Consider the following 16,153-nt stretch of genomic DNA (forward strand, 5'->3'; position numbering starts at 1 on the left):
CGGTACGGGGGACAGAGCGATGAGCGGGACGGGCGTGACGGGCATGACCACGGATGTGACCACGGGCGGGGCCGCCGGGGCGACCGAGAGCGAGGCGCGGCGGACCCTGCACCGCGTCTTCGGGTACGAGGCGTTCCGCGGCGAGCAGGAAGCGGTCGTCGACCATGTGGTGGCCGGCGGGGACGCCGTCGTGCTCATGCCGACCGGTGGCGGCAAGTCCCTCTGCTACCAGATCCCGGCCCTGGTCAGGCGGGGCACCGGCATCGTGATCTCCCCGCTGATCGCCCTCATGCAGGACCAGGTGGACGCCCTGCGCGCGCTCGGTGTGCGGGCCGGCTTCATCAACTCCACGCAGGACTTCGACGAGCGCCGCTCGATGGAGGCCCAGTTCGTCGCCGGTGAGCTGGACCTGCTCTACCTGGCCCCGGAGCGGCTGCGGCTGGACGCCACGCTGGCCCTGCTCTCCCGGGGCGAGGTCTCCGTCTTCGCCATTGACGAGGCGCACTGCGTCGCCCAGTGGGGCCACGACTTCCGCCCCGACTACCTCGCCCTGTCGGTGCTCGGCGAGCGCTGGCCCGACGTGCCGCGCATCGCCCTGACGGCCACCGCGACCGATGCCACGCACCGCGAGATCACCCAGCGCCTGGGCATGCCCGACGCCAGGCACTTCGTGGCCAGCTTCGACCGGCCCAACATCCAGTACCGCATCGTGGGCAAGGCCGACCCGAAGAAGCAGCTGCTCTCCTTCCTCAAGGAGGAGCACGCCGGGGACGCGGGCATCGTCTACTGCCTCTCCCGCGCCTCCACGGAGAAGACCGCCGAGTACCTCTGCCGCAACGGCATCGAGGCCGTCCCGTACCACGCGGGGCTCGACGCGGGGACCCGCGCGGTCCACCAGTCCCGCTTCCTGCGCGAGGAGGGCCTCGTCGTCGTCGCGACGATCGCCTTCGGCATGGGCATCGACAAGCCGGACGTCCGCTTCGTCGCCCACCTGGACCTGCCGAAGTCCGTCGAGGGCTACTACCAGGAGACCGGCCGGGCGGGCCGCGACGGAGCCCCGTCCACGGCCTGGATGGCGTACGGCCTCCAGGACGTCGTCCAGCAGCGCAAGCTCATCCAGGGCGGCGAGGGCGACGAGTCCTTCCGCCGCCGGGCCGCCTCCCACCTGGACTCCATGCTGGCCCTGTGCGAGACCGCCCAGTGCCGCCGCGCCCAGCTGCTCACCTACTTCGGCCAGGAGCCCGCCGCCGCCTCCTGCGGCAACTGCGATACGTGCCTGACCCCGCCCGAGACCTGGGACGGCACGGTGGTCTCGCAGAAGCTGCTGTCCACGGTCGTACGGCTGAAGCGGGAGCGCGGGCAGAAGTTCGGCGCCGGCCAGATCATCGACATCCTGCTCGGCCGCCGCACGGCCAAGGTCATCCAGTTCGACCATGACCAGCTCTCGGTCTTCGGCATCGGCGACGAGCTGGCCGAGGCGGAGTGGCGCGGCGTCGTGCGCCAGCTCCTCGCCCAGGGCCTGCTGGCCGTCGAGGGCGAGTACGGCACGCTGGTCCTGACCGAGGAGAGCGGAGCCGTCCTCGGCCGGGAGCGCGAGGTGCAGCTGCGCAAGGAGCCGAAGAAGCCGACGGCCTCCCGCTCGTCGTCGCGGGGCGAGCGCAAGGGCAAGGCGGCCGTGGCCGCCGACCTCCCCGAGACCGCCGTCCAGGTCTTCGAGGCCCTGCGCGCCTGGCGCGCCGCCCAGGCCAAGGAGCTGGGCCTCCCGGCGTATGTGATCTTCCACGACGCGACCCTGCGCGAGATCGCGACGGTCCGCCCGGCGACGCTCGGCGAGCTGGGCGGGATCAGCGGCCTGGGCGAGAAGAAGCTCGCGACGTACGGGGAGGGCGTGCTGGAGGTGCTGGCCGAACTGCCGGCCCCGGTGGAGACCGAGGCCCCGGCGGAGACCGAGGCCCCGGAGGCCGCGACCCCGGCCTCCGCACCCCCGGCCTCCGCGCCCCCGGCCTCCGCGACCCAGACCCCCGCAGCCCCGGCCCGGGTGCCCGCCCCGGCGCCGTCCCGTGCCCCGGCGCCGTCCCGCGCCTCCGTCAGGGCGACCGCTCCGGCCCCCGCCCCCGCCGACGACTCCGAGTTCGGCTGGGACGAGGAGCCGCCGGAGTGGGAGTGAGCCCGGCGGCCTCCCCGTGCGGGCAGCGCCTCACGCCCCGCTGACCGCCCCCGCCCCGTCCGCGTCGGGCCCGGAAACGCTCCGGCCCCGACGCGCCCCGCCCCGCCCCGCCCGGGGCGCGGCCGGGCCGTCGGGGTCAGGCCGTCAGGGTCGGGCCGTCGGGGTGATGCGGCCGGTGACCTCGCCGAGGCCGACGCGGGTGCCGTCCGGGCCGGGGGCCCAGGCGGTGATGGTCACCGTGTCGCCGTCCTCCAGGAACGTCCGCTTGCCCTCGGGCAGCTCCAGCGGGTCGCGGCCGTTCCAGGTGAGTTCGAGCAGGGAGCCGCGCTGGGCCGGTTCGGCGCCGCTGATGGTGCCGGAGCCGTAGAGGTCGCCGGTGCGCAGCGAGGCGCCGTTGACCGTCATCTGCGCGAGCTGCTGGGCGGCCGTCCAGTACATCGTGGAGAACGGGGGCTCCGCGACGACCTGGCCGTTGATCGCGACGGAGAGCCGCAGGTCGTAGCCGCCGGGCTCGTCCTCCTCGGCGTCGTCCAGGTAGGGCAGCAGCGGGAAGTCGCGGGCGGGCGGGGCGGTCCGGGCGGCGTCCAGGGCCTCCAGCGGGGTCACCCACGCCGAGACGGAGGTGGCGAAGGACTTGCCGAGGAAGGGGCCGAGCGGGACGTACTCCCAGGCCTGGATGTCGCGCGCCGACCAGTCGTTGAGCAGGGACAGGCCGAAGACGTGCTCGCGGAAGTCGGCCAGCGGCACGGGCCTGCCGTGCTCGGACGGGGTGCCGACGACGAAGCCGACCTCGGCCTCGATGTCGAGCTTGACGGACGGGCCGAAGACGGGCGCCGGGTCGGCGGGGGCCTTGCGCTGGCCCGCCGGGCGCACCACGTCCGTGCCGGAGACGACGACGGTGCCGGCCCGGCCGTGGTAACCGATCGGCAGGTGCTTCCAGTTGGGGGTGAGCGCGTCGCCGTCGGGGCGGAAGATCCGGCCGACGTTGGTGGCGTGGTGCTCGCTGGCGTAGAAGTCCACGTAGTCCGCGACCCGGTACGGCAGGTGCATGGTCACCGTGTCCAGGGGATGCAGGAGCGGCTCTATGTCGGCGCGGTGGGCGGGGACCGTCACCCAGGCGGTCAGCGCGCGGCGCACATCGCGCCAGGCGGTGCGGCCGGCCGCGAGCAGGGCCGTCAGGTCCGGCTGGGCCAGCAGTTGGGCGTACGGCGAACCGAGGGCGAGCGCGGCGGCCCCGGCGTCCAGGACGTGGTCGCCGATGCGGACACCGACGCGTCGCTCCCCGGCCCGGTCGGGGGTGGAGAACACGCCGTAGGGCAGGTTGTGCGGGCCGAAGGGATCGCCCTCGGCCAGATCGAGCGGGCTGCTCTGCTCGGGCATCTGTTGCTGCCTCGCTTTCCAGGTCGCTTGGGAGACACGTTACGTCGGGCACACCACCCGGCGGCAGTGCCCCAGCCCTCCCCGATGCCTCGGAAAGTGCGGCTGCCCGCCCGCCCTAACCTGCGGTTCTGGGGATGCTCTTCTCCCAGGTCCGGTGGAAGACGACCTCGCCGCCCTCGGTGCAGACGACCTCGTTGACGGTGTGGAAGTCGTCCGCGTCGGCGGTGATCTCCGAGCGGGTGTCGATCTGCACGTCCCACGCCATCTCCGGCCGGTGCAGCCGGATCGTCCAGTCGGACCGGGTGCGCGCGGAGAGCGGGTCGGCCTCCTGGATCGTGTACGTCTCCACCGCTTCCTCGGTGAACTCCAGCCCGTCGGGGTAGACGCGCGTGCCGCCGTAGCGCGGGTCGACCTCCATCCGCCACTGGCCCTTGGCGACATCGCGGACGATCAGCCGTTCGGGGCGTGGCGGGTCGAGAGTTTCGGGGAAGACGACGCCGAGCGGCTCGGACTGTTCGGGCTCCTCGAAGCGGATCGCCGGGTCCTCGGTGTGCCGCCGCACCGGCAGCTCCACCAGGCTGTCGTCGGCCTCCAGGGTGAAACCGGCCGAGCCGGCCTGCGGCCAGATCCACGGCCAGTACGAGGAGGAGAGGGCGAGTCTGATGCGGTGGCCGGGCGGGAAGGTGTGGCCGATGCCGTTCAGTTCGAAGGTGACGTCCTCGGTGGCCCCGGCCGGCCAGTCGTCGGTGCGGTCGCGGCCGTTGCGGGCGGCGAGGTTGAGGGCGCCGCGCGTGACGAGGGTGGAGGAGCCGTCGGGGGCGACGTCGCAGAGCCGGGCGATGGCCTGGCCGCGCGGTACGTCCATCCGGATGCGCAGCTTCACCCGGGGACGGCCCAGGATCTCGATCGGCGCGTCGGCGACCGGGAATTCGAAGCAGAGCGACTTGGCGTCCTCGTCCCGCTGGTCCGGCGGCAGGTCGGCGTCGTTGCCGAAGGGGAAGAACCGGCCCGCGTCGAGCCCGGTCTGCTGCGGCGAGTGGACGATCTGCGGCCCGCCCTGGAGGGCGTACGCCACCGGGGTGACGTCCTGCGACGGCCAGCTGGTCTCCCCGACCCAGCGGCCGGGCAGCGTCTCGTAGACCGTGGCGGGCCGGTGCGACTCGCTGATCCAGGACCGCAGCAGCGGCTCCGCCATGACGCCGGTGTCCTCGTCCTTCAGGTGCTGGTCCCACCAGCGCAGCGTCTCCTGGAGGAAGCCGATCGCGGGTCCCGGCGGCAGCCCCCGGTCGGGGTACTGGTGCGACCAGGGGCCGATGATCCCGCGCACCTTCGCCGGGTCCAGGTGCTCGACGAGCCTGAGGACGGTGTCGCGGTACGGGTCGTGCCAGCCGCCGACCGCCAGGACACTGGCCTTGATCGCGGAGTAGTCCTCGCAGACGCTGCCGTGCTTCCAGTAGGCGTCGCGGGTCTGGTGCGAGAGCCAGGTGTGGATGAAGGGGTCGACGGCCTCCAGCCGGTCCAGCCACATCCGGCGCCAGTCGTCGCCGACGTCCGCCGGGTCCGGCGGCCGGCAGACGAAGGCCAGCATGGTCGCCGCCCAGGCGTGCATGTCCACGGCGAGGACCGAGCCGCCCATGTAGTGGACGTCGTTGTCGTAGCGGTCGTCGGCCGAGCACACCGTGACGATCGCCTTCAGCGGCTCCGGGGCGAGCGCGGCGATCTGGAGCGAGTTGAAGCCGCCCCAGGAGATCCCGAACATGCCGACCCGGCCCGAGCACCACTCCTGCTGGGCCAGCCAGTGGATGACGGCGACCCCGTCGGCCAGCTCCTGCGCGTCGTACTCGTCCCCCGGCATGCCCTCGCTGTTGCCGTGGCCGCGCACGTCGACCCGGACCGAGGCGTAGCCGTGGCCCGCGTACCAGGGGTGGCGCTGCCAGTCGCGCGGCGCGGTCCAGTCGCTCAGCCGGTAGGGCAGGTACTCCAGGAGCGCGGGGACGGGTTCGTCCGTGACCGGCCGCCAGATCCGGGCGTACAGCTCGGTGCTGTCCGGCAGCGGGATGTAGAGGTCCTCGCGGGTCGTCTCGTACGGGAACGCGGTCTGGATGTGCATGGGCGTACCTCAGTGGACGGGGTGCATGGTGCGCTTGAGCCAGGGGGCGGCGGCGATGACGGCCACACCGGCCGCCACCGCGACAGCGCCATTGACACCGAAGTAGGCGGGGTTGGACACCTCGCCGTACAGCTTCACGATCTGGGCCTGGATGCCGTTGGCGAGGGCCAGTGAGAGGAACCAGAGCGCCATGGTCTGGCTGGAGAACGCCCTGGGGGCGAGCTTGGTGGTCGCGGACATCCCGGAGGTCTCCAGCAGGATGTCGCCGAGCCCGAGCAGCAGGTAGGAGCCGACGATCCACCAGGCGGCCATCTTGTACGTGTCGCCCGAGTGGCCGGAGGTGGGCAGGACCATCAGCAGGAACGAGAGGCCGCCGAGGACCACCCCGATGGCGATCTTGTTGGACGCGTGCGGCTGGCGAGGCCCCATCTTCGCCCAGACGGCCGCGACCACCGGGGCGAGCGCCACCTCGAAGGCGCCGAGCGCCGATGCGTACCAGCTGGCCGGGAAGTGGAAGCCGAAGACCTCCGTACGGGCGTTGGTCGACGCGAGCAGCATCATGGTCGAGTACGCCTGGAAGAGGATGAAGTTGAAGACGACGGAGGCCAGGAACAGCACCACGTACGGGCGCAGCCTGCCGCGTTCCTCGGCGGTGACGCGGGGGCTGCGGAACATCACCACGAAGTAGACGACCGGGGCGATCACCGAGATGAGGGTGAGCACGTCCACGAACCGGTCCATGGTCAGCCAGCCGGCCAGGGCCAGCCCGGTGGCCGCCGCGGCGACCACCACGGCCCCGCCGACGATGAGCAGGACCGCGCGGCGCATGGGTGCGGGGGCCAGCGCGTATTCGGCGGCGTGCTTTCGCCCGGCCAGGTGACGTCGGCCCGCCACGTACTGGATGAGGCCGAGCGTCATGCCGAACGCGGCGGCCGAGAAGCCCCAGTGCCAGCTCGCGTGGTCACCCAGCCAGCCGGTGATCAGCGGGCCGAGGAACGCGCCGATGTTGATGCCCATGTAGTAGAGGGCGAAGCCCGCGTCCCGGCGCTCGTCCTCGGTCCGGTAGAGCTTGCCGACCATCGTGGCCACATTGGGCTTGAGCAGCCCCGTACCGGCACTGATCAGGCCGAGGCCCACCCAGGTCATGGCATCCGTGGGCACCGCCATGGCGTAGTGCCCGCAGGCGATGAGGATGCCGCCGTACAGGACGGCCCGGTACGAGCCGAGGATGCGGTCGGCGAGCCAGCCCCCGGCCACCGACACCAGATAGACGAGCGTGCCGTACGCGGCTGAGACGGAGGCGGCGGTCCCGGGCTCCATGCCCATGCCGCCGTGCGCGACCGTGTCCGCGAAATAGAGGACCAGGATCGCCTGCATGCCGAGGAACGAGAACCGCTCCCACACCTCCAGGCCGGACAGGGTCATCAGACCCCGGGGCTGGCCGAAAAAGGCATGGTCGTCAGCCGGGGGCGGCTGCTCCGGTTCGGTCTCTGCGGCTGCGTGGGACAAAGCGGCAACTCCTGATCGTATGAGCTGATCCCGAACATACCGGCGGTGGCGGGAAGGCGCCCACGGTGATCCAAAGGGGACCGGATACGCTGACTTGAGTGATGACAACGACACATCGACATTCCGTGTGATCGTCAGCAGACAGGAGATCCCCTCGTGACCGTCGTCGGGCCGTTCGGACTGAGCGTGCGGGACCAGGCTCTTGAGGCCGGTGTCCAGGCCGGTTTGGCTGCTGTCGAGTCGGGCCTGCTCGATGCCACCAAGAGCGACGTGCCCTTCATCACGGAAGCCGCCCAGCACCTGGTGCGGGCGGGCGGCAAGAGGTTCCGGCCGCTGCTGGCGATGCTGGCCGCCCAGTTCGGGGACTCCGAGGCCCCGGGCGTGGTGCCCGCCGCCGTGGTCGTGGAGCTGACCCACCTCGCGACGCTGTACCACGACGACGTCATGGACGAGGCCGATGTGCGGCGCGGGGTCCCCAGCGCCAATTCCCGCTGGGGCAACTCGGTCGCCGTGCTGACCGGCGACTTCCTCTTCGCGCGCGCGTCGCACATCCTGGCCGACCTCGGCCCGGAGGCCGTCCGCATCCAGGCGGAGGCGTTCGAGCGCCTGGTCACCGGCCAGATCCTGGAGACGGCAGGACCGCGCGACGGCCGCGACCCCGTCGAGCACTACCTCGAAGTGATGCGCGGCAAGACCGGCTCGCTGATCGCCGTCGCCTGCCGGTTCGGCGCGATGATGTCCGGTGCGGGCGAGCCCACGACCGACATCCTCACCCAGTACGGTGAACGGCTCGGCGTGGCCTTCCAGCTCGCCGACGACGTCCTCGACATCGCGTCCGACTCCCACGAGTCCGGCAAGACCCCCGGCACGGACCTGCTGGAGGGCATCCCGACCCTCCCCGTCCTCCACCTCAGGGCGCAGGCCGAGGCCGACGGCAAGCCGGACGATCTGGCCCTGGTCGAACTGCTCGACGGCGACCTCGGCGACCCGGACACGCTCGCCGAGGCGCTGCGCCTGCTGCGCGCCCACCCGGCACTCGCCCAGGCCCGGCGCGACACCGTCCGGTACGCCCAGGAGGCGCGGGCAACGCTGAAGCCGCTGCCCGAGTGCTACGCCAAGCTCGCGCTCGAAGAGATGTGCGACGCGGTGGTCCACCGCGCGGGCTGATCGGGCCCCTGGCCCAACCCCTACTGGTCGGCGGAGAAATGGCGCCCCGGGGTCATACCGAAGAGGTACGCGCAGTTGCTCCCGGGGGTTGACGCCTGTGGCCGCCCGATTTGGTCAGATGGAGAACAACCACTCCTGACCAAAACGGGTGAGAATGGCGGCACGGAGTGGACGAGTGCATCCCGACGGAAGCCGCCGACCACGGAGGTAGGGCACACATGGCACCGAACGACAGCGCGGAGACCAACGGCACGGCCGCTCGGGGGAGCGCCGGCCGCCGCAAGGCGGCGCGCTACATCGTCCCCGTAGCGGTGGCGGGGGTGGCGGCCGCGACGATCGGCCTGGTCCCGGCGCTCGCCAGCTCGGGCGACCCCGATCTGCCGAAGATCACCGCCCAGGAACTCATCGAGAAGATCGCCGCGTCGGACACGCAGCAGCTCTCCGGCACGGTGAAGATCAGCACGGACCTCGGCATCCCGTCCCTGGGCGGCCTGGCCGGCTCCCTGATCCCGGACACGGGCGGCAAGGACGGCTCCGGCGCCGACCCGCAGGCCAAGCTCACCGAGCTGGTCTCCGGCACGCACACCCTGCGGGTCGCCGTGGACGGCCCCGACAAGCAGCGCCTCGCCATCCTGGACAAGGCGTCCGAGTACAGCCTGATCCACAACGGCGACGAGGTCTGGGCGTACGACAGCGCGTCCAACGAGGCGTACCACGCCGACGCCGAGGGCAAGCAGGGCGAGTCCGCCCACGACAAGTCCGCCCGGGGCGAGGACCAGGCCCTCCCCGACGGCATGCCCACCACCCCGAAGGCCCTGGCCGAGCAGGCGCTGAAGGCCGCCGACGGCAACACGTCCGTCACGGTCGACGGCACCGCCCGGGTCGCCGGACGCGACGCGTACCGCCTGGTCCTCAAGCCCGAGCAGAGCGGCTCCACGATCGGCTCCATCACCGTCGCCGTGGACGCGGAGAACGGCGTCCCGCTCAAGTTCACGCTCCAGCCCAGCAGCGGCGGCAAGGCGGCGGTCGACGCCGGGTTCACCTCGGTGGACTTCGCGAAGCCCGCCGCCTCCTCGTTCACCTTCACCCCGCCCAAGGGCGCGAAGGTCACCGAGGCCGACGAGGCGGAGCGGGCCGCGGGCCACGAGAAGGAGGCCCACAAGGCGATCGAGGAGGCCAAGGGCGACCTGGGCGCCTTCGAGGGGCTCAACGTGATCGGCGAGGGCTGGAACAGCATCGCCGAGATCAAGACCCCCGGCGGCGCGGCCCTTCCCTCCGAGGCGTCCGACGAGCTGCCGGCCGAGGCCCAGCAGTTCATGGACGCGCTCGGCGACAAGGTCACCGGCAAGTTCGGCTCGGGCACGGTCTTCAAGACCCGCCTGGTGAACGCCCTGATGACGGACGACGGCCGGGTCTACGTGGGCGCGGTCACCAAGGACGCGCTGGTCGAGGCCGCGAACAACGCGGGCTGACACCACGCCGTACCTCACCCGCCCCGCCGTGCGCGCCCTGCGCGGCGGGGCGGGCGCGATGGGCGACCATCGCCCGTACGAGGCGGGGCCCGTGCCCGAGAGACCGTGACCGCCGCCGCCGTCCGCACCGCGACCGAGGGGGAGCACACATGACAGGGCCCGGCGCAGAGCCCGAGACCGAGGCGCCCACCGCGGAGCCACGGGTGCCCGAGCCGGCCGCGTCCGAGGCGCCCGGCACGGAGCCACGGGTGCCCGAGCCGGCCGTGATCGAGACGCGGGGGCTGACCAAGCGCTTCCGGGACGGTCAGCTCGCCGTGGACGGGCTCGACCTCACCGTTCCCGCCGGCAGCGTCTTCGGCTTCCTCGGGCCCAACGGCTCGGGCAAGACCACCACCATCCGCATGCTCATGGGCCTGATCGCCCCGACATCCGGCACCGCGAGCGTCCTCGGCCGTCCCATGCCGGACGCGTCGCGCACGGTGCTCCCGCAGGTCGGCGCGCTGATCGAGGGCCCCGCGCTGTACGGGTTCCTGAGCGGCCGGGACAACCTCGTGCGCTACGACCGGGCCGACCCCACCGCCGACCCGCGTACCCGCACCGCCCGCGTCGGCGACGCCCTGGAACGGGTCGGGCTCGCCCCGGCGGCCGGCAAGAAGGCCCGCGCCTACTCGCTGGGCATGAAGCAGCGCCTGGGCCTGGCCGCCGCCCTGCTCAGACCCCGCAGGCTCCTCGTCCTGGACGAGCCGACCAACGGCCTGGACCCGCAGGGCATGCGCGAGATCCGGGCCCTGGTCCGCGAACTGGCGGCGGACGGCACGACCGTATTCCTCTCCTCGCACCTCCTGGACGAGATCGAGCAGGTCTGCACGCACGCCGCGGTGATGGCCCGGGGCCGGCTCCTCACCCAGGGCCCCGTCACCGGCCTCGCCGCGGGCACCGGCGGCCGTCTCGCGGTCACCACCCCGGACCCGGCCGACGCCGCCCGCGTACTGAAGGAGCACGGGCTCACCGGCATCACGCTGGACGGCGACCGGGTACGCGCCGAGGCCCCGCCGGCCACGGCCGAACTCGCCGACCTCACGGCGGCATTGGTGCGGGAAGGCGTCCGGGTGCGCGCGTTCGGCGTCGAACGGGCGTCGCTGGAGGACGCGTTCGTGGCTCTGACGGGAGAGGGATTCGATGTCGCGGGCTGAAATGTCGCAGGCTGAAATGTCGCGGGCTGAAACCGTGGACGCGGGACGCAACCTCCTGTGGACGTTCGGCATCCTCCGCTCCGAGCTGACCACCACCCTGCGCCGCTGGCGCACGCTCGCCCTGCTCGGGGTACTGGCCGCCGTCCCCGTACTGATCGGGATCGCGGTGCGCATCGAGACGGCCGACGGCTCGTCGGCCGGTCCGGGCGGCGGGGAGGGCGGCCCGGCGTTCCTGTCCCAGGTGACCAACAACGGCCTCTTCCTGGTCTTCGCCTCCCTAGCCGCGACCCTGCCCGTCTTCCTGCCCATGGCGGTCGGCGTCATCGCGGGCGACGCCGTGGCGGGCGAGGCCAACGCGGGCACACTGCGCTACCTGCTGGTCGCCCCGGCCGGCCGGACGCGGCTGCTCCTCGCCAAGTACGCCGCCACACTGGGCTTCTGCCTGGTCGCGACGCTCGTCGTGGCCGCGTCAGCGCTGGCGGTCGGCGCGCTGCTGTTCCCGCTGGGCGAGGTCACGACGATCTCGGGAACGACGATCGGCTTCGGCGAGGGCCTGGCACGGGCGGGGCTCGTCGCGGTGTTCGTCGCCGCGTCCCTGACCGGTTTCGCGGCGCTCGGCCTCTTCGTCTCGACGCTCACCAACAGCGGGATCGCGGCCATGGCGGCGACGGTCGGGCTGCTCATCACCGTACAGATCGTGGACACCATTCCCCAGCTGAGCGGGGTCCACCCCTATCTCTTCCCGCACTACTGGCTGTCCTTCGCGGACCTGCTGCGCGAACCCGTCTACTGGGACGAGGTGCTGAAGAACCTGGAGCTCCAGGCGTTGTACGCGGCGGTGTTCGGCTCGGCGGCCTGGGCACGCTTCACGGCGAAGGACATCACCGCGTGAGACGGGAACAGCCTGATACGGGAACAGCCTGATACGGGAACGGCCTGATACGGGAACGGCCTGATACGGGAACGGCGGCCGTACCGTCGGCCGGCGAGCCGTCCCCCGATCGGCTCGTCGCGGCACGAACGGCACGAACGGTGCGAAAAGTGAGGGAACGAGCCGACACGGTACGTTCCGTTTCCGCTTGAGCATTGTTCGACTTCGGGCGACGGACTGTCAACAAGGATTGGCTCGAACAGACCTATGCTCACCGAATGAACACATCGCCGAGTTCATCGCCCAGCTCACTGCGCCGGAGCGAGAGCTCACGCAGAGCGACCCTGGACGCCGCCCTGGACCTGTGCACGGAGAGGGGCTACGGCCGGGTCACGATCGAGGCGATCGCGGCGCGGGCGGGTGTCAGCAAGAAGACGATCTACCGCTGGTGGCCGTCGAAGAGCGCGGTGCTGCTCGAAGCGTTCACGGAGATGCTGGTGACGGCGACCCCGTTCACCGACACCGGGGACATCGTCGAGGACCTGCGTACCCACATCTCGGGTGCGGTCGCCGTCCTCGCCGTACCCCCCTTCGGCCCGGCGTACGCGGGGATACTCTCCGAGGTCCACCACGACGACGAGCTGGCCGAAACGGTACGCACCCAGCTGATCGAACCCCGCTTCCAGGAGGCGGTCGACCGCCTGCGCGGCGCCCAGACCCAGGGCCAGATCCCCCCGGACGCGGACCTGCGCCTCGCGGTGGAGATGCTGTACGGCCCGGTGTACTACCGCCACGTGCTGCGCAAGCCGATGCAGGACGAGGCGGCGGTGGCGAAGCTGGTCGACCACGTACTGCGGTCGCTGGGGGCGGCGGAGGGCTGACGGGGCGGGGTGGTCAGCCGAAGACCCGCTCCAGGACGACCGCTATCCCGTCGTCCTCGTTGGACAGGGTCACCTCGTCGGCCGCCGCGCGCAGCGTGGGGTGGGCGTTGCCCATCGCGACGCCGTAGCCGCAGCTGCGGAACATCGGCAGGTCGTTGGGCATGTCACCGAAGGCGATCGACGCGCGCGGGTCCACCCCCAGCTCCTCGGCGGCCAGCGCGATCCCGGCGCCCTTGTCGACCCCGTACGGCTGGAGCTCGACGGTCCCGGGCCCGGAGTGCGTCACGGTGGCCAGGTCCCCGACGACCGCCCGAGCCTCGGCGGCCAGCGCCTCGTCACTCAGCTCCGGGTGCCGGATGAGCACCTTGATGACCGGCTCGGCCCACAGCTCGTCCCGGTGCCGGGTGCGCTGGGCGGGCAGCGTGGCGTGCGGCATCCGGTACCCGGGCTCGATCAGGGTCCGCCCATGGGCCCCGTCCTGATCGACGGCGGCGAAGACCTGCCCCACCTGCGCCTCGATCTTCCCGAGCGCCGCGTCGGCCGCCTCCGCGTCGAGCGTGACCGCCCGGACGGTACGCCCGGCCCCGGCGTCGTACACCTGAGTCCCCTGCCCGCAGACGGCGAGCCCCTGATACCCGAGCCCCGCCAGCAGCTCCCGTACCCCGGGCACCGGCCGCCCGGTGACCACCAGATGCCGGGCCCCGGCGTCCCGGACGAGACCGAGCGCGGCGCGGGTGCGGGGGCCGACGGTGTCGTCGCCGCGCAGCAGGGTGCCGTCCAGATCGGTGGCGACGAGCGCATATGCGGGTGGGATGGGCATGGAAACCAGCGTAGGCGGTGGCTGCCGGAGCCCCGCCGGAGTTGTGGCGGGGCGGGGAGGTCCGGTAAGGGACGAGGCCCTGTCAGTGGCGCGGTGCAGGATACGGCCATGGAACCCTCCGAGACCGTCCAACTGCTCTGGGACCGCATGCAGGACCGCGACTGGCCGGGCCTCGGCCGCCTCCTCGCGGAGGACGTGGTGGTGGAGTGGCCGGTCAGCGGCGAACGCATCCTCGGCCGCGACAACTACGTGCGCGTCAACGCGGAGTACCCGGAGGGCTGGTCGATCAAGGTCCTGCGCGTCATGGCGTCGGGAGACGAGGTGGTCAGCGAGGTGGAGGTTCCGCACGACACGATGGGCGTCCACCGGGTGGCATCCTTCTGGACCGTTCACAACGGCCTGATCACCAACGGCCGCGAATACTGGACGGAGCTGGGCGCGGACCCGTCGCCCGAGTGGCGCGCGCCGTACGGCGAGCGCGTTTGAGGCGTTCAACCTCGCGGTTCGCCGCCCTCACGGGTGCCCGCCGGCCTGCGCGGCAGGTCGGCGGGCACAGGGCCCGCTTCCGTCGCCGGTCAGACGGTGTCGAACCTGCCGCGCTTGACGCCGTTCACGAAGGTGGTGAAAGCGTCGGCGTGGAGGCCGAGGGTGGGGCCGGTGGGGTTCTTGGTGTCGCGGACGGGGACGGTGCCGGTGGTAGCGGCGAGGTTGGTGGCGACCTGGACGCACGCGCCGCCGTTGTTGCTGTACGAGGAGGTGTGCCAGCGGGGGGATTCGGTCGTCGTCACGGGTTTCCCTTCGACGGAGATCAGACGGTGTCGAACCCGCCGTGCTTGACGCCGTCCACGAAGGTGGCGAACGCGTCGGCGTGGAGGCCGAGGGTGGGGCCGGTGGGGTTCTTGGTGTCGCGGACGGGGACGGTGCCGGTGGTGGCGGCGAGGTTGGTGGCGACCTGGACGCACTGGCCGCCGTTCTCGCTGTACGAGGAGGTGTACCAACGGGGGGATTCGGTCGTCACGGGCTGCCCTTTCGTAACTTACTGATCATGGCCACGGAGGCTGCTCGGGGCAGCGATTCGGCCTGGAGTTGATGGTAGTCCGCCAGGATGGGCAGGACCGAGCTACTTTCCCGTTCAAGATGACCTCGATTCGCGGACTCCGCATAGGAGATGAGCGATCGGTCCGGCATCGTCAGCACCGTTACTGGCAACGTCATCGGACGGCGAACCCCGATGTTGAACGGGGCAACCTGGAGCACGGTGTTGGGTAGCTCCGAGAACTCCATCAGACGCGTGAGCTGTGCATCCATGAGGGTGCTGCCTCCAATGGGGCGGAGGAGGCAACTCTCGTCCAGCACCACGAAGATCATCGGAGGCGGTGTTCGCGCAAGCGTGGCCTGCCGCTGGGCGATCAGGGCGATCCGTTCGTCTGCGTGCTCACGAGATGTGACGCCGCGCTTCACAGTGCTCTCGCCGAGGGCGGACGCGTACTCGTGGGTCTGTAGCAAGCCAGGTATGACGCCCACCTCGTAGAGCCGGATCTCCACCGCTCGTGCCTCGTGGTCGACGTACTCCGGGAATCCTTCGAGCAGCGACCGGTGTTGCGCGGAGCGGCTTGCCCGCTTGAGCTGATCGCCGGTCCCCAGCGCTCTGTCAGCACTTGCCGCAAAACGCTGAGTTGATGCCCGTCGACCAGTTTCTACAGCGGAAATATGCGCGCCCGAACATCCCATTCGGTTGCCGAGTTCGTCCTGCGTCCAACCGTGCTCCTCCCGCAACCTGCGAAGTAGTGCCCCGAAGGCCGCGCGGGGCGACTGCTCGGGATCGAGTTCCTTCCGGTTCACCATCGGCCACCCAACTTGTCTGCCAGTTTCCGTAAGTTGATGACATGCCGACTCTAGGCCACGCTGAATCCCCTTGGTAGTGGAATGACTACGGAGAGGAGCGATCCGTGTGTGCAAAAGTCGAACCGGCTGGATCGGGCACCCCGCAACCGCAACCCCCCGCCCGCGGCGCACTCGTCGCGGACGTCAGTCGGCGGGACCGCGTCCGCGTCGGGGAGTTCCGAGGGGTCGCCGGCCCCTACTGGATGCTCCGGCCCGCGAAGGGCGGGGCCGAGTGGGAGGTGCTGCCCGAGTACACGCGGGCGGCGACGCCCGCCGAGCGGCTCGGGGCCAGGACCGCGCGGGAGAACGCCCGGAGCCGGGGTGAGGTGGCATGAGCGGCCAGGGGCGGGAAGACGCGCGGGCAACCGAATGCCGTACGTGTCAGGAGTTCGACCTCGAAGAGGCCGTCGCCCGGAGTGAACGGGACGGCAGCCGGGAAACGGACTGCCGGGTGCTGCGCCGACGCCACATCGCCGCGGAGCACGCGGAGCGCGCACAGCACGCGGAGCCGCAGCCGTGACGCCGTGGCGGTTGCGGATCGTACTCGCCGCAGGAGCGGCGGAGGTGCGGCTACGGGCCCGGTTTCCCCGGCTCACGTGGGCGCTCACGCGCCGACCCGCTCAGCGCCCCACCAGCCGTTCGCGGCCCTGCTCCGGATGAAATGCGGCGACCGCTCCACCCCGTCGCGCCGGCCGCCCC

At 71.7% G+C, this 16,153-nt stretch carries 16 protein-coding genes; 9 read left to right on the top strand and 7 right to left on the bottom strand.

Annotated features, from left to right (window positions below):
• The first annotated feature begins 19 nt into the window (after positions 1–19).
• Positions 20–2,167, top strand: coding sequence for a DNA helicase RecQ (recQ, locus tag B082_RS0119610; protein WP_420707688.1), 2,148 nt, complete (start codon positions 20–22; stop codon positions 2,165–2,167).
• Between the two features lie 144 nt (positions 2,168–2,311).
• On the opposite strand, the gene fahA is transcribed toward recQ, so the two are convergent.
• The 3 genes from fahA to B082_RS0119625 form a co-directional block, all read right to left on the bottom strand.
• Positions 2,312–3,547, bottom strand: coding sequence for a fumarylacetoacetase (gene fahA / locus B082_RS0119615; protein ID WP_018553519.1), 1,236 nt, complete (start codon positions 3,545–3,547; stop codon positions 2,312–2,314).
• Positions 3,548–3,662: 115 nt separating this feature from the next.
• The gene (locus B082_RS0119620) at positions 3,663–5,657 is read right to left on the bottom strand and encodes a CocE/NonD family hydrolase (RefSeq protein WP_018553520.1); all 1,995 of its coding nucleotides are present in this window, start codon (positions 5,655–5,657) and stop codon (positions 3,663–3,665) included.
• Positions 5,658–5,666: 9 nt separating this feature from the next.
• The gene (locus B082_RS0119625; protein ID WP_026249966.1) at positions 5,667–7,166 is read right to left on the bottom strand and encodes a peptide MFS transporter; all 1,500 of its coding nucleotides are present in this window, start codon (positions 7,164–7,166) and stop codon (positions 5,667–5,669) included.
• A gap of 156 nt (positions 7,167–7,322) precedes the next feature.
• Here B082_RS0119625 and B082_RS0119630 point away from each other — a divergent pair, with 156 nt between their 5' ends.
• From B082_RS0119630 to B082_RS0119650, 5 genes are all read left to right on the top strand, one after another.
• Positions 7,323–8,333, top strand: a complete 1,011-nt coding sequence (locus B082_RS0119630) for a polyprenyl synthetase family protein (RefSeq protein ID WP_018553522.1) — start codon at positions 7,323–7,325, stop codon at positions 8,331–8,333.
• Positions 8,334–8,551: 218 nt separating this feature from the next.
• Positions 8,552–9,805, top strand: a complete 1,254-nt coding sequence (locus B082_RS0119635) for a LolA family protein (protein ID WP_018553523.1) — start codon at positions 8,552–8,554, stop codon at positions 9,803–9,805.
• Positions 9,806–9,954: 149 nt separating this feature from the next.
• Positions 9,955–10,998, top strand: coding sequence for an ABC transporter ATP-binding protein (locus tag B082_RS0119640; protein ID WP_234018188.1), 1,044 nt, complete (start codon positions 9,955–9,957; stop codon positions 10,996–10,998).
• Positions 10,999–11,014: 16 nt separating this feature from the next.
• Complete coding sequence (locus tag B082_RS0119645) at positions 11,015–11,890, top strand: ABC transporter permease (protein ID WP_018553525.1); 876 nt, start codon at positions 11,015–11,017, stop codon at positions 11,888–11,890.
• Positions 11,891–12,147: 257 nt separating this feature from the next.
• Positions 12,148–12,750, top strand: coding sequence for a TetR/AcrR family transcriptional regulator (locus B082_RS0119650; protein ID WP_018553526.1), 603 nt, complete (start codon positions 12,148–12,150; stop codon positions 12,748–12,750).
• A 13-nt stretch (positions 12,751–12,763) separates the two neighbouring features.
• On the opposite strand, the gene B082_RS0119655 is transcribed toward B082_RS0119650, so the two are convergent.
• On the bottom strand, positions 12,764–13,570 hold the full coding sequence (locus B082_RS0119655) for an HAD family hydrolase (protein ID WP_018553527.1): 807 nt from the start codon (positions 13,568–13,570) through the stop codon (positions 12,764–12,766).
• Between the two features lie 108 nt (positions 13,571–13,678).
• Here B082_RS0119655 and B082_RS0119660 point away from each other — a divergent pair, with 108 nt between their 5' ends.
• On the top strand, positions 13,679–14,056 hold the full coding sequence (locus B082_RS0119660) for a nuclear transport factor 2 family protein (RefSeq protein WP_018553528.1): 378 nt from the start codon (positions 13,679–13,681) through the stop codon (positions 14,054–14,056).
• Positions 14,057–14,145: 89 nt separating this feature from the next.
• Here B082_RS0119660 and B082_RS0119665 read toward each other — a convergent pair whose 3' ends face one another.
• The 3 genes from B082_RS0119665 to B082_RS0119675 are packed head-to-tail and all read right to left on the bottom strand — an operon-like array spanning position 14,146 to position 15,415.
• Positions 14,146–14,358 carry a DUF397 domain-containing protein gene (locus B082_RS0119665; RefSeq protein WP_018553529.1) on the bottom strand — a complete coding sequence of 71 codons (213 nt, stop codon included), beginning with the start codon at positions 14,356–14,358 and terminating at the stop codon, positions 14,146–14,148.
• A 20-nt stretch (positions 14,359–14,378) separates the two neighbouring features.
• A complete protein-coding gene (locus B082_RS0119670) occupies positions 14,379–14,588 on the bottom strand; it encodes a DUF397 domain-containing protein (protein WP_018553530.1) in 210 nt (69 codons plus the stop codon).
• On the bottom strand, positions 14,585–15,415 hold the full coding sequence (locus B082_RS0119675; protein ID WP_037710509.1) for a helix-turn-helix domain-containing protein: 831 nt from the start codon (positions 15,413–15,415) through the stop codon (positions 14,585–14,587). Before B082_RS0119675 ends, B082_RS0119670 begins: the two co-directional genes overlap by 4 nt.
• Before the next feature lie 104 nt (positions 15,416–15,519).
• Between B082_RS0119675 and B082_RS0119680 the strand changes: the two genes are divergently transcribed.
• Entirely contained in the window at positions 15,520–15,789 is a 270-nt protein-coding gene (locus tag B082_RS0119680; RefSeq protein ID WP_026249969.1) for a hypothetical protein, read from the top strand.
• Positions 15,786–15,974, top strand: a complete 189-nt coding sequence (locus B082_RS0119685; RefSeq protein WP_018553533.1) for a hypothetical protein — start codon at positions 15,786–15,788, stop codon at positions 15,972–15,974. Before B082_RS0119680 ends, B082_RS0119685 begins: the two co-directional genes overlap by 4 nt.
• The last annotated feature ends 179 nt before the right edge of the window (positions 15,975–16,153 follow it).

Source organism: Streptomyces sp. ATexAB-D23, assembly GCF_000373645.1.
Classification (GTDB): domain Bacteria; phylum Actinomycetota; class Actinomycetes; order Streptomycetales; family Streptomycetaceae; genus Streptomyces; species Streptomyces castrisilvae.

What these genes read in the sequence shown, in the direction of transcription:
- B082_RS0119650 (WP_018553526.1), top strand. Translation starts at nt 12,148, where the DNA reads ATGAACACATCGCCGAGTTCATCGCCCAGCTCACTGCGCCGGAGCGAG.
- B082_RS0119635 (WP_018553523.1), top strand. Translation starts at nt 8,552, where the DNA reads ATGGCACCGAACGACAGCGCGGAGACCAACGGCACGGCCGCTCGGGGG.
- B082_RS0119685 (WP_018553533.1), top strand. Translation starts at nt 15,786, where the DNA reads ATGAGCGGCCAGGGGCGGGAAGACGCGCGGGCAACCGAATGCCGTACG.
- B082_RS0119645 (WP_018553525.1), top strand. Translation starts at nt 11,015, where the DNA reads ATGTCGCGGGCTGAAACCGTGGACGCGGGACGCAACCTCCTGTGGACG.
- fahA (WP_018553519.1), bottom strand. Translation starts at nt 3,547, where the DNA reads ATGCCCGAGCAGAGCAGCCCGCTCGATCTGGCCGAGGGCGATCCCTTC.
- B082_RS0119655 (WP_018553527.1), bottom strand. Translation starts at nt 13,570, where the DNA reads ATGCCCATCCCACCCGCATATGCGCTCGTCGCCACCGATCTGGACGGC.
- B082_RS0119660 (WP_018553528.1), top strand. Translation starts at nt 13,679, where the DNA reads ATGGAACCCTCCGAGACCGTCCAACTGCTCTGGGACCGCATGCAGGAC.
- B082_RS0119675 (WP_037710509.1), bottom strand. Translation starts at nt 15,415, where the DNA reads ATGGTGAACCGGAAGGAACTCGATCCCGAGCAGTCGCCCCGCGCGGCC.
- recQ (WP_420707688.1), top strand. Translation starts at nt 20, where the DNA reads ATGAGCGGGACGGGCGTGACGGGCATGACCACGGATGTGACCACGGGC.
- B082_RS0119640 (WP_234018188.1), top strand. Translation starts at nt 9,955, where the DNA reads ATGACAGGGCCCGGCGCAGAGCCCGAGACCGAGGCGCCCACCGCGGAG.
- B082_RS0119620 (WP_018553520.1), bottom strand. Translation starts at nt 5,657, where the DNA reads ATGCACATCCAGACCGCGTTCCCGTACGAGACGACCCGCGAGGACCTC.